General features: G+C 72.7%; 8 protein-coding genes, 1 tRNA gene and 1 pseudogene. 7 read left to right on the top strand and 3 right to left on the bottom strand.

Translation table 11 applies throughout. The features are described from left to right. Positions 1-242: 242 nt before the first annotated feature. The 3 genes and pseudogenes from ACVJO7_RS12370 to ACVJO7_RS12360 all read left to right on the top strand — a co-directional run. A pseudogene (locus ACVJO7_RS12370) lies at positions 243-1,082 on the top strand (IS481 family transposase); the annotation flags it as partial. A 169-nt stretch (positions 1,083-1,251) separates the two neighbouring features. Beyond that, complete coding sequence (locus tag ACVJO7_RS12365; RefSeq protein ID WP_491672993.1) at positions 1,252-2,028, top strand: hypothetical protein; 777 nt, start codon at positions 1,252-1,254, stop codon at positions 2,026-2,028. Between the two features lie 257 nt (positions 2,029-2,285). After that, positions 2,286-2,879, top strand: coding sequence for a hypothetical protein (locus ACVJO7_RS12360; RefSeq protein WP_491672979.1), 594 nt, complete (start codon positions 2,286-2,288; stop codon positions 2,877-2,879). 14 nt (positions 2,880-2,893) lie between these two features. Here the strand turns inward: ACVJO7_RS12360 and ACVJO7_RS12355 are convergent, their stop codons facing one another. Together ACVJO7_RS12355 and ACVJO7_RS12350 are read right to left on the bottom strand one after the other, a co-directional pair. Beyond that, positions 2,894-3,673, bottom strand: a complete 780-nt coding sequence (locus ACVJO7_RS12355) for an inositol monophosphatase family protein (RefSeq protein WP_491672978.1) — start codon at positions 3,671-3,673, stop codon at positions 2,894-2,896. Beyond that, positions 3,670-3,951 (bottom strand): DUF5919 domain-containing protein, encoded by a 282-nt coding sequence (locus tag ACVJO7_RS12350; protein ID WP_491672977.1) that lies wholly within the window; start codon positions 3,949-3,951, stop codon positions 3,670-3,672. The genes ACVJO7_RS12355 and ACVJO7_RS12350 overlap by 4 nt, the downstream gene beginning before the upstream one ends. A 16-nt stretch (positions 3,952-3,967) precedes the next feature. Here ACVJO7_RS12350 and ACVJO7_RS12345 point away from each other — a divergent pair, with 16 nt between their 5' ends. Beyond that, complete coding sequence (locus ACVJO7_RS12345) at positions 3,968-4,549, top strand: site-specific integrase (RefSeq protein WP_491672976.1); 582 nt, start codon at positions 3,968-3,970, stop codon at positions 4,547-4,549. 61 nt (positions 4,550-4,610) lie between these two features. Here the strand turns inward: ACVJO7_RS12345 and ACVJO7_RS12340 are convergent. After that, positions 4,611-4,687, bottom strand: a tRNA-Pro gene (locus ACVJO7_RS12340). A gap of 146 nt (positions 4,688-4,833) precedes the next feature. Between ACVJO7_RS12340 and ACVJO7_RS12335 the strand changes: the two genes are divergently transcribed. From ACVJO7_RS12335 to ACVJO7_RS12325, 3 genes are read left to right on the top strand one after another with little or no spacing between them, the layout of a single operon-like run. Then, on the top strand, positions 4,834-10,116 hold the full coding sequence (locus ACVJO7_RS12335) for a glutamate synthase-related protein (RefSeq protein ID WP_491672975.1): 5,283 nt from the start codon (positions 4,834-4,836) through the stop codon (positions 10,114-10,116). Continuing rightward, positions 10,113-11,840, top strand: a complete 1,728-nt coding sequence (locus ACVJO7_RS12330) for a sulfite reductase subunit alpha (RefSeq protein WP_491672974.1) — start codon at positions 10,113-10,115, stop codon at positions 11,838-11,840. Before ACVJO7_RS12335 ends, ACVJO7_RS12330 begins: the two co-directional genes overlap by 4 nt. 23 nt (positions 11,841-11,863) lie before the next feature. After that, a complete protein-coding gene (locus tag ACVJO7_RS12325; protein ID WP_491672973.1) occupies positions 11,864-12,748 on the top strand; it encodes a ChuX/HutX family heme-like substrate-binding protein in 885 nt (294 codons plus the stop codon). Positions 12,749-12,786 lie beyond the last annotated feature (38 nt).

Here is a 12,786-nt window from a genome sequence, read left to right as displayed (position 1 = left end):
CTTCAAGGCCTACGGTGTCCGAAACCGAACAACTGGCTAGGAGCAGTTACCGATCATCTGAAGCCAACCCGTCCCGCATCATCTGAACCCAGACACGGAGACCGCCGTGTCTGTCGTGTCCCGGCTGATGCTTGACGTTCCGGTCTCAGCTGATGCTTGACGTTTGGGCCTGATCGGCTTTCCTGTCCGCTGTCCGTGCTGGTCAGCGGGTGGCGGGGAGGCCGGGATTGGCCCTGGTGGATATGACCGTGGTCGAGCAGCGCTACCGCGCCGTACTGGCCGTCGAGCAAGGCGAACCGCGCTATCAGGTCGCAGCCCAGTTCGGCGTCTCCCGACAGACCCTGCACACCTGGATCACCCGCTACCGCGCCGACGGCCTCGCCGGCCTCGCGTCGCGCTCACACCGCCCGGACTCCTGCCCCCACCAGGCATCCGAGCAGGTGGAGGTCGCGGTCTGCGAGATGCGCCGCGGCAACCCCCGCTGGGGACCCCGACGCATCGCCCACGAACTCGGCCCCCGCCTCGGCACCCAGGCACCCTCGCGCAGCACCGTCGCGCGGATCCTGCACCGCAACGGCCTGGTCGAACCCCGCCGCCGACGCAAGCTCCGCAGCGACTACCGCCGGTGGGAACGCCCCGCGCCGATGCAGCTCTGGCAGCTCGACATCGTCGGCGGCATCCACCTCCGCCAGCCCGACGGCACCGTGACCGAGGCCAAGATCGTGACCGGAGTCGATGACCACTCCCGCTTCGCCGTCATCGCCACCGTCATGATCCGCGCGACCGGCCGCGCGGTCTGTCTGGCCTTCGCCGAAGCGCTGCGCCGCTACGGCATCCCCGACGAGGTCCTGACCGACAACGGCAAACAGTTCACCGCCCGCTTCGGCCGCGGCGGCGAGGTCCTGTTCGACCGGATCTGCCGCGACAACGCCATCACCCACCGCCTCACCCAACCCGCGACCCCGACCACCACCGGGAAGGTCGAGCGGTTCCACCAGACCCTGCGCCGCGAACTGCTCGACCACACCGAACCCTTCGACACCCTGACCGATGCACAGGCGGCGCTGGACTCCTGGATCACCACCTACAACTGCACCCGCCCACACCAGGCCATCGACATGGCCTGCCCGGTCGACCGCTTCGCCCCCAGCCAGCACCACCGCCGCGGTGAGGACCTACTGCCGCTGCGGCTACCCGCCCGGCTCGCTGCCGCGCCCGCACCCACCGAGCACACCGAACAGCACGACCAGCATGATCAGGACCCGATCGACGAGCCGAGCACCGAATCGAGCCCACCGATCTATCAGGGCGGGCCGGTGGAGTTCGAGCGGGTCGTCCCCGCCTCTGGGAACCTCGCCGTCCTCGGCAAACAGTTCTGGCTCGGCCCGCTCCGGGCCGGGGTCACGATCACATTCTGGGCCGACGGTCATTCACCTCACCGCCGGCCGAGCCCGGATCAAGACCGTCCGCTCCCCCTACACCGAAGTCCAACTCGCCACCCTCGCCACCACAGGCGGCCGCCCCGCCGGCCCGCCACCACTGCCACCGGTCGAACCCGACGGAACCGCGATCGAGGTCGACCGCACCGTCTCCGCCCAGGGCCTGATCAGCTTCGGCGGGCACTGGAACCTGGCCGCAGAAATCCTCGGCGGACGCCGGGTCACCATCCGCATCGAGGAGCACATCCTGCTGATCTTCGACCCCGAAACCAGAGAGCTGCTGCGAACACGGCCGAACCCGCTCACCTACGACCAAGCCCGCCACCTACGCGGCGCCCGACCCGCCGGACCACCGCCACGCCCCAGCATCGAACCGGTCACCATCACCCGCCGAGTCTCGGCCACCGGCACCATCATGATCGCCCGCCAGCTCATCGCACTCGGCCGCGACCACGCCCGGACCGTGGTCACCGCCCACGTCGCCGAACACACAATCACCGTCGACCTCGACGACGGCGCCCAACGCACCTACACCCGCACCAGCACCGGCGCAATCCGTAACCTCAAGGCGCACCGCACAGTTTCCTAGCCCGAACGTCAACCATCACCCGGGACAGGAACGTCAAGCATCAGGTGAGACCCGACAGGAGACCGCCGTGTCGCGGCTAGAAGACGTAGGGGTTCGTTGACGCGCCCGGGACGCCCGGCGGTGTCGTCGGCAGGGGGTCTGACGTCCACAGTTCTGATGACGGCGGCGGGCGCGAGCTAACGGCCAGCTACGTGCCGACGGTGACGTGTAGGCGTGCGCGGCCAGTGCATGCCGGGGCATCGAAGGAGGAACTGTCGGTGAAGACGCTGAGGCTGGTGGCTGTGATCGCGGCTGCTGGACTGATGATGACCGGGTGCGCGAACGGCACCCCGGACACCGACGCCCCGGTGAGCGCGCCTCCCACCGCGGAGACCGAGGTTGTCGAGCCTGCGGCCCAGGACCGTTCACCGCGGGGTGCGCTGCCGAAGGAACTCGGGCAACCCGCAGGACTCGTGAACAACGACGGCACGACCTTGGCCGAGTTCGTCGTCCACGAGATCAGTACTACAGCCGACTGCAACCCGTACTCAGATGAGCCGGTCAACGGGCAGTTCCGGACTCTGCGGATGACAGCTGCGACGGGGAACGATCCCGATAAGCTGCTACCGATCGTGTCGTTTGGCTTCGGATGGGAGTACGTCGGCCCGACCGGACGCAGTGTGGAGGCGTCGACCGTCGAGGCAGCCGGGTGCAGGTTGGACGTTCCGCAGCAGCTCGGCCCGAACCGGAACTATGAGTTCGACGTGATTGTCGACATTCCGCAGGACGCGGCCGGCGGGGTGCTGGTCTTCAGTTCACCGGCCGTCGCGGAGGGCGGCTGGGAGTGGCAGGTCACGGACAGTACGGCCTGATCTGCTGCGGCTCGCTAGTCGTGCAACAGCGGGAGCAGATCTCCGTACAGTTCCGGGGAGAGCGCTATCGTGCTGGTCGATTCCGGTGAATGCGGCTCACCGTGCCGGTCCACGACCAGGGCGCCGGCCTCGCGGACGAGCAGGCTTCCCGCGGCGGTATCCCATGGCTTGTTGGCGAGGATGACGGTGGCGTCGAGCTTTCCGTGGGCGACCCATGCCAGGTCGGCGGCGGCAGATCCGACCATGCGGATCCGCTCGACGCGCTCGGCGAGTCGGGATGTGATGGCCAGGCGGTCGACGTTCTTCTCGGTGGCGTCGTCGCCGACGGCGTAATCGCCGAGGGAGACCATCGCGTCCTGCAGGGAGGCGGTGGGGCGGGATCGGATGGTCTCGCCGTTGCAGCGGGCTCCGCCGTGCTGGGTGGCGGTGTAGTGCAGGCCGATGGCGGGCAGGCTGATCAGGCCGACGACCGGCTGGCCGTCCTCGACCAGGGCGAGTGACACGGCGTAGAGCGGCAGTCCTCGGACGAAGTTCGCGGTTCCGTCGACCGGGTCGAGAACCCAGAGTGTTTCCCGGTCGTCGGATTCTCCTTCTTCCTCGCCGAGGAATCCGATATGTGGTGTTTCGTTCACTAGGAACTCGCGGAGTTGATTCTCGACGGCGTAGTCGACCTCGCTGGCGATATCGCGGTCACCTTTGAGGATGACCCTTCCGGGGTCGCGCGACGCGATGACGTCGAGTGCGAGTTTCATGGCGGCCTGGCCGATTCCGAGGAGGTCGGAGGCGCTCGTCATCGCGGTTCCGCGCGTTCCCAGAGCGATTCGAACACGCCTGTAAAGATACCGTACAAACCGGTCTCGCCGTCGGAGGCGCGGTCGGCGATGAAGGTCGGTGCGTCCAATCCTCGCACGTCGGGCAGGTAGGGCTGAACGACGCAGGTCCGGTCGTCGACGATGGTGATGTTGAACCGGATCGTCTCGTCGTAGGTGCGGATGTGAAGGCGTTCGGCCGAGTCCGGGGACAGCTTCCGGCGGAGCCGCTCGGTCACCTCGATGTTCAGCTCGGTGAGCATCGACAGGTGCCCGGGGGTGAGCCCGCTCTGGGTGACCGTTCTCGTGCTGGGCCTGCGGCGCTCGGAGGTGTGCGGACTGCACTGGGACGACGTCGACCTCGATCGCGGCACCATCAAGATCCAGCGCGGGCTACAGCGCACCGGGGGACGGTTGCAGGAGCTGCCGACCAAGACGCGCCGGTCCCGCCGGACGGTGCCGCTGCCCGCGATGGTCGTCGACGCCCTGCGCGAGCACCAGGAGCGCCAGCGCGCCGAGCGGACCGCGGCCGTGCGGGGGACCTGGACCGACACGCCGTACGTGTTCACCTCGTCGGTCGGGACCCCGCTCGAACCGCGGACCCTGACCCGCACGTTCCACGCGCTGCTCGAACGGCACGGGTTCCGCAAGGTACGGCTGCACGACCTCCGGCACACCTGCGTGAGCCTGCTGCTCTCGCTCGGCGTGCACCCGCGGATCGTCATGGAGATCGTCGGCCACAGCGCGATCGAGATGACGATGAACGTCTACGGTCATGTCACGCTCGACAGCCAGCGCGACGCCCTGGACCTGCTGAACACCCAGCTCGGCGCCGGTGCCGAGAACACCGACGAGCACTGAGGTTGCTGTCAGATGCTGCTGTCAACCGCCTCCGGAACGCCGCTCACGGCGACGTTTCCGCTGGTCGGGGTGGCGGGATTTGAACCCACGGCCCCTCGCTCCCAAAGCGAGTGCGCTACCAAGCTGCGCCACACCCCGTCGGCGGCAGTCTAGCCCCGCCCCGGCGTTGCAGGACGGCGACGTCGGGCCGCGATGTGTCCCGCGCGACAGCCCCCGGGCGTTGATCCTCTCCGCCCACGCTTCCTAAGGTAAGCCTTTCCTAAAATGACAAGGAGGGGTGCCGGTTGCGCGCGCCGTCCCGACCCGCCGGTCTGCACGACCCGGCCGCCGAGCTGAGCAGCTGCGGCGTCGGCCTGATCGTCCGCAAGGACGGCGTGCAGACCCACGACGTGCTCGTCCACGCCCATCGTGCCCTGTGCGCGGTCCCGCACCGCGGTGGCATGTCGGCGGAGGGCATCGGCGACGGCGGCGGCGTCTCGGTGGATCTCTCGGTGCGGTTCTTCTCTGCGCTCGCCGGGCGCGAGCTGACGGCCCGCCGGTTCGGCGTCGGGAACGTGTTCCTCCCGACCGACCCGGACCGCGCCGGTGCCGCGGAGAAGCTGGTCACCGCGACGCTGGAGCGGCACGGCTGCACGGTGCTGGCGGTTCGCGACGTGCCGACCGATCCGTCGGCACTGCGCCCGGCGGCGGTGCAGCAGCAGCTGCCGATCCGGCAGTGGATCTTCACGGTGCCCGACGGCGCCGACAGCGACCGGCTCACCCACCGCTGCCTGCTCGACGTCGAGGCGCTCGCCTACACCGATCCGGAGCTCGCCGGGCTGTACCCGCTGAGCCTGTCCACCCGCACCCAGGTGCTGAAGGGGCGGCTGAACTCCTGGGCGGTGCTGCGCTGGTTCACCGATCTGACCGATCCGGCGCACGAGGTGTCGAGCCTGTACTTCCACACCCGGTTCTCCACCAACACCGACCCGCATCCGACGATGGCGCAGCCGTTCCGGCTGCTGGCGCACAACGGTGAGTTCAACACCGACCGCAAGAACCGGATCGCCGACGACGCGCTGGCCGCGGCCCGCGGGGACCGGATCGTCCGCCCGCCGGGCCAGTCCGACAGCGCCCGGTTCGACCAGACCCTGCACGCGCGGGTCGCCGGCGACGGTGTCGACCTGGTCGCCGCCGTCGTCGCGATGATGCCGCCGGCCTGGGAGAACGACCGGTCGCTGCCGGCGCCGGTGCGGGCGATGCTGGAGTATTACTCGCTGGTCGAGGAGATCAACGACGGCCCGGCCGCCGTCGTGTTCTCCGACGGCGACGTGACCGGCGCCCGGCTGGACCGGCTGGGCCTGCGCCCGCTGCGGACCTGCGAGACCGACGAGTACCTGACGGTGTCGTCCGAGGCCGGGCAGTTCGACCTGCCCGCCGACCGGGTGCTGCGCCGCGGCCGGATCGAGGCCGGCGGGATGCTGTGGTGGAGCGCGACCGAGCGGCGCAGCTACGACACCGCGCAGACCCTGGAGCTGCTCGCCTCCCGCGCCGACTACCCGGCGCTGCTGGCCGCGGCCCGCACCGGGCTCGGCGAGCTGCCCGCCCAGGACGGGGAGCCGGACGAGGGCAGCGAACTGACGGTGCACCAGCGCTACGTCGCCTACGGGCTGGACTCCGAGGCGTTCCGGTTCCTGCTCGACCCGATGCTGACCGACGGCGCCGAACGGGTCTCGGCGATGGGCTACGGCAACGCGATCAACGCGCTCACCGATCGCGAGGGCGGTGTCGCCCGGTACTTCACCCAGCGGTTCGCGCAGGTCACGAACCCGCCGCTGGACCCGATCCGGGAGGCCGACGGGATGAGCCTGCGGGTCGCGCTCGGCGCCCGCCCGGTCGCCGACGGCGACCCGTTCCACCGGATCGTGCTCGACTCCCCACTGCTCGACGAGGCCGGGCTGGCCCGGCTGCGGTCCGGCACCGTCGTGCCGGTCGCCGGGTTCGACCTGCTGCACACCCCCGGCGACCTGGAGGCGGCGATCGAGTCGCTGCGCGCCGAGGTCGTCGCCTTCGCCCGCGCCGGCGGCGGCATCGCGCTGCTCGACGACGGCGCGCTGAGCCCGCAGCGGGCCGCGATCCCGGTGGTGCTCGGCGTCGCCGCGGTGAACCGGGCGCTGATCGAGGCGGGCCTGCGCCCCGCGGTGTCGCTGGTCGTCGCGACCGGGCAGGTGTGCTCGTCGCACCATCTCGCCGTCGTGCTCGGGTTCGGCGCGTCCGCGGTGCACCCGCACGCGGTCCGGCTGCGCGCCGCCGAGTCCGGCGATCCCGCCGCGTGCGGCCGGTTCCGCCGGGCCGCCGAGAAGGCGCTGCTCAAGACGATGGCCCGGGTCGGGCTGTGCACCGCGGAGAGCTACGTGGCCGGCGAGTTCTTCGAGCCCGGCTACCTCGACACCGACGATCCCGTGCTGCACCGCTGGTTCCCCGACCTGGACGCCCCGGTCGGCGGGGTCGGCTTCGCCGCGATCGAGCGGTCCGCCGCCGACTGGCACCACCGGGCGCTGACCGTCACCGGCCCCGACGACGTCCCGCAGCTCGGGCTGTTCAAGGAGCGCACCGACGGCGCCGGGCACTCCTACGGCGTCACCGCGGTGCGCGCCTTCACCGGGCTCACCGACGAGCGGGCCGCGCTGACCGCCGGCGCCGTCGACCCGTCGCTGCGGCTGCTCCCGCTCGCCGGGCTGGCCGACGCGTTCGGCCTGCACGACGAGGCGTACACGCACACCGGCCTGCGCGCGCTGACCGCCGCCGAGATCGACGACTTCACCATCACCCCCGGCTACCGCGAGTTCGCCGCCGAGCTGGCGCGGGAGCGCGAGCGGCGCCCGTCGGCGCTGCGCGACGTGCTGGTGCTGCCGGTGGACCTGCGCGACGGCGTCGACCGGCTGGACCGGATCGACGCCCGCGGCACCGCGACCGTCGCCGTCCGCGGGCTGCGCCGCGACGGCGACCGGCTGCTCGTCGACGACGGCGACGCCCGCCCGCTGGCCCGCTACCTCGCCGACCGGTTCGGCCCGGAGATCGACGCCGCCACCGACGGCCCGGCGGTGCACGTCCGCTCCGCGTCCGGCGCGGCAGCCGACTGGCTGGACCGGCTGGTCAGCGCGCCGGACCCGGTCCCGCTGGCCGAGGTGCAGCCGGCGTCGGAGATCACCCGCACGCTCGCCTCCGGCGCGATGAGCCACGGCGCGCTCGTCGCGGGCGCGCACGAGGCCGTCGCGCACGGCACCAACATGGTCGGCGCCCTGTCGAACTGCGGCGAGGGCGGCGAGGCCCGCTCCCGGTTCGGGACGATCCGCGGCTCCCGGATCAAGCAGTTCGCCTCCGGCCGGTTCGGGGTGTGGGCCGGCTACCTGGCCGACCCGATGCTGGAGCAGATCGAGATCAAGATCGCGCAGGGGGCGAAGCCGGGGGAGGGCGGGCAGCTGCCCGGCCGCAAGGTCACCGTCGAGATCGCCGCCGCCCGCGGCGCCACCCCCGGCGTCGAGCTGGTCTCGCCGCCGCCGCACCACGACACCTACTCCATCGAGGACCTCGCCCAGCTCATCCACGACGCCACCGCGGCCCGGGTGAAGGTCGTCGTGAAGCTGGTGTCGTCGGAGGGCATCGGGACGATCGCGGTCGGCGTCGCGAAGGCCGGCGCGCACGTCGTGAACGTCGCCGGGAACACCGGCGGGACCGGCGCCGCCGCCGTCACCAGCCTGAAGTTCGCCGGCCGCTCGGCCGAGGTCGGCATCGCCGAGGTGCACCAGGCGCTGTCCGCGCACGGCCTGCGCGACGCCGTCGAACTGCGTTGCTCGGGCGCGCACCAGACCGCCGGTGACGTCGTCGTGTCCGCGCTGCTCGGCGCCGACGGCTTCGAGTTCGGGACCAGCGCGCTGATGATGCTGCGCTGCGTCATGGCGAAGAACTGCAACGTGCGCTGCCCGGCCGGGATCACCACCAACGCCGAGGCGTTCGACGGCGACCCGCGCGCGCTCGCCCAGTACCTGCTCAACGTCGCGCACGAGGTCCGCGAGATCCTGGCCGGGCTCGGCCTGCGCAGCCTGCGCGAGGCCCGCGGCCGCACCGACCTGCTGCACCTCGCCGCGCACCCGGCGATCGTCGCCCGGCTGGACCTGCGCAGGCTGCTGCACCCGGTGCGCCGGGAGCAGATCGCCGATCCGGTGCGGGTCGGCGCCGAGCACACCCACGACGAGTCGTGGTCGGCGACCGTGCGCGACGCGCTCGCCCGGCACGCCCCCGGCGTCGACATCGACGGCGGCGAGCTGGGGAACCGGCACCGCTCGGTCGGCGGCCGGCTCGCCGTCGACGTCGAACGCATGCTGGACCACGAACGGATCGAGGCCCCGGCGCTGACCGACGACCGCGGCCGCCGGTTCCTGCCGGACCGCTACGTCCGGATCCGCACCCGCGGCGCCGCCGGGCAGTCGTTCGGGCTGCTGTGCAACGACGGGATGTGGCTGGAGCACACCGGCACCGCCAACGACGGCGTCGGCAAGGCGGCCTGCGGCGGGACGGTCGCCGTGCGGTCCCCGGGCGGCTCGCCCGGCGGAGGCCGCGGCCCGGGGGAGAACGTGCTGATCGGCAACTTCGCGCTGTTCGGTGCGACCGGCGGCCGGCTGTTCGTCGAGGGCGAGGCGGGGGACCGGTTCGCGGTGCGCAACTCGGGCGCGTCCGCCGTCGTCGAGGGGCTCGGCGACTTCGGCTGCGAGTACATGACCGGCGGGGCCGTGCTGAACCTCGGCACCGCGGGCGCCGGGCTGGGCAACGGCATGTCCGGCGGCTTCCTCTACCAGTACGACCCGGGCCGGGTGGCCGCGTTCAGCACCGACTCGGTGGACGTCGCCGCGGTCGGCGGGTTCCACGAGACCGCGGTGCGGCTGCTGCTCGGCTGGCACGTCGAGGCCACCGGTTCGGCGCTCGGCGCGCGGCTGCTGGAGCACTGGGCGACCGAGCGCGCGCACGTGCTGGTCGCGACCCCGCGGGCGCTGCGGCTCTACCAGGACGCCGACGCCGTGCTCGCCGCGAACAGCCGCGCCGAGCTGGTCGACGAGCTGGCCGACGCGCTCGCCGCGCACCAGCTGCGCCGGCACAAGCTGGCCCAGCGCGACGGCGTCCCGGTCGCCGGGGGAGCGGTGCCGACCGACCCGGACGAGCGGATGTACGCGCTGGTCAACGGGCTGACCGTGCAGCGGATCGCGGAGGACGTCGCGCGCCGGCGCAGCGCCGATCCGCGCACCCTGCTGCTCACCGAGGACCACGCCGTCCGCGCCCGGCTGGTCCGCTACGCCCGCGACGCGCTGACCGGCTACGACGACGGCGAGCTCGCCGTACTCGTCTCCGCGAAGCGGGTGGGCGACCTGAAGGCGGCGCTGGCCCGCCGCGACGTCTGCGGCACCGACAGCCCGGGCACCTTCGGCTGGATCATCGCCAGGGACGCCGCGAACACCGCAGCGCTCGGGCGGATCCCCGGGTTCGAGGAGCTGTTCGCCGCCCGCGCCACGCCGGACCTGGTGGCCGCCCCGTGACCGCGCAGCTGCCGGAGGACCTGCAGGCGCTCGGCATCTCCGCGGACGCGCCGTTCACGCCCGAGCAGCGGATCTGGCTGTCCGGGTACCTCGCCGGCGCGCGCACCGCGGTGACCCGCGCCGAGCCGGCCGGGGCGACCGCGCACCCACCGGTGCACGTGCTCTACGGCACCGAGACCGGCAACGCCGAGCTGGTCGCGGGCACCGTCGCGAGCCGGCTCAGCGCCGCCGGCGCGCCCGCCGAGCCGGTCGAGCTGGACCAGGTCGACGCCGCCGCGCTCGCCGCGATGGACCGGGTGGTGATCGTCTGCTCCACTTACGGCGAGGGCGAGATGCCGGACGACGCGGACCTGTTCCGGCAGCTCATCGAGTCCGCCGACGCGCCGCGGCTGGAATCGACGACGTACGCGGTCTGCGCGCTCGGCGACACCGCCTACGACGACTTCTGCGCCGCCGGGAAGCTGATCGACGCCCGGCTCGCCGAGCTCGGCGCGACCCGCGCGCTGGACCGCGTCGACTGCGACGTGATGTGGGAGGACCAGGCCGAGCAGTGGTACGGCTGGGTCCTCGCGACGTTCGCCGCGGGCGGGACCGCGCCCCCGGTGGCGGCGGGGCCGCGGTGGGACCGGCGCAACCCGTTCCCGGCGGTGCTCGCGCACAGCGTCCGGCTGTCCGGGCCCGGCTCGGACAAGGACATCCGGCACCACGAGTTCGCGCTCGCCGACAGCGGGATCGGCTACGCCGCGGGGGACGCGCTGGGCGTGCTCCCGTGCAACGACCCGGCGCTGGTCGACGCCCTGCTGGAGCAGCTCGGCGCGGACGGCGACGCCCCCGCCGGGGGCCGCCCGCTGCGCGAGGCGCTGACCCACGCGCACGAGATCGTCACGCCGTCCCGCGACCTGCTCGCGGTGCTCGCCGAACGCGGCTCCGACGACGAGCTGCGGGCCGCGCTGGCCCATCCGGACAAGGCCGCCCGGGAGGCGTACCTGTGGGACCGGGACCTGCTCGACCTGCTGCGGACCGCCCGGTTCCGGTGCGATGCCGACGAGCTGCTGGGGCTGCTGCGGCCGCTGCAGCACCGGGCCTACTCGATCTCGTCCAGCCCGCTGGCCGCGCCGGACCGGATCCACCTCACCGTCGCGAGCGTGCGCTACCGGTGCGGTGATCGCGCCGTCGGCGGGGTCTGCTCGACCCACCTGGCCGACCGGCTCGCCGTCGGCGACACGGCGGGGGTGTTCCTGCAGCCCAACTCGACGTTCCGCCCGCCGTCCGACGACGCCGTCGACATGATCATGATCGGGCCCGGTACCGGGGTCGCGCCGTTCCGGGCGTTCCTGCAGGAACGCGCGGCCCGCGGGGCGACCGGCCGGAACTGGCTGCTGTTCGGCGACCGGCACCGCGAACACGACTTCCTCTACGGCTCCGAACTGACCGGGTGGGCCGAGTCCGGCCTGCTCACCCACCTCGACCTGGCGTTCTCCCGCGACCAGGCGGCCAAGATCTACGTCCAGGACCGCATGCGCGAGCACGGCGCCCGGCTCTACGCCTGGCTCGCCGACGGCGCGCACCTCTACGTGTGCGGCGACGCGAGCCGGATGGCCCGCGACGTCGACGCGGCGTTGCACGCGGTCGTCGCCGAGCAGGGCGGTCTGGACGCCGACGGGGCCGAGGCGTTCGTCGCCGACCTCAAGCGGGCCAAGCGCTACCTGCGTGACGTCTACTGAGCTACCTGATCCGGAGCATCCCCGTGACCCTGCCTCGCACCGAGCTCGACCTGCTGCTCGCGCACCGCGTCGGTACCCGGCTCGATCTCGATCCCGACTCGCTGGCCCGGCACCTGCCGCTGCTGGAGGACGTCGTCGCCACCACCGCCAACGGCAGCGCGCTGATCACCGAGCTGGGCACCTTCGCCCCGCCGACGTTCGCCGGGGAGGCGTTCCCGGTCCGGGCCGGGCTGGTGAACCTGCGGCTGTCCCGCAGCGCGGTGTCGGCCCTGATCAGCACCGCCCCCGACGACGACTCCCGGGAGCCGGCCGGACTGTGGATGTTCGACGACGACGGGACCGCGGTGCACCGGTCGCACCTGGTGTCCGAACCGGCGGCGCTCGTCGTCGACGTGATGGCCCTGGCACCGCGCTCGCCCGGCCCGGCCCCCGAGCCGCCGGTCTTCCCGGACGACCCGGGCGAGCTCGACCATCTCGGCCTGCTCGACCTGGTCACCACCGGCGACGCGGACCTGCTGGACCGGCTCGCCCGCCCGTCGGTGCCGCCGTCGGGGTTCCTGCCCGTCGTCGAGCTGCTGTGCGCGCTGTGCGAGCACGGCGTCCCGGTCGGGTTCGCGGTGCCGAACCGCGGATGCCTGCAGGCGACGGTCGGGCGGGTGGACCACGTCGAGACCGGCGACGTCGTCGGCGTCGTGTCGGGTCCGGCGCAGTTCGCGTTCGGCCCGGGCGACGTCGCCGAGCTGCGGGTCGTCCGCACGCACAGCGTGCACGGCCCGGTGTCGACGGTGCTGCTCACCGGCGCCGACGGCGAGTGCCTGGGGCTGCTCGGGCAGCTCGGCCTGCCGCCGGCCGACGCGGTCGCGGCGTGGGAGCGGATGGTCGCGGACGTCTTCGGGCGGCCCCGCTGATCACGATCGGGTGACGGCTGAACGCCGGGGGCGGCGGG

The organism is Pseudonocardia sp. DxW, from assembly GCF_058448985.1.
Note: the sequence above shows the minus strand (reverse complement) of the source record. Positions and strands in the feature narration are given on the sequence as shown.

Excerpts from the sequence above, each read along its gene's own strand:
- ACVJO7_RS12365 (WP_491672993.1), top strand. The coding sequence starts at position 1,252 with ATGATCAGGACCCGATCGACGAGCCGAGCACCGAATCGAGCCCACCGA.
- ACVJO7_RS12355 (WP_491672978.1), bottom strand. The coding sequence starts at position 3,673 with ATGACGAGCGCCTCCGACCTCCTCGGAATCGGCCAGGCCGCCATGAAA.
- ACVJO7_RS12350 (WP_491672977.1), bottom strand. The coding sequence starts at position 3,951 with ATGCTCACCGAGCTGAACATCGAGGTGACCGAGCGGCTCCGCCGGAAG.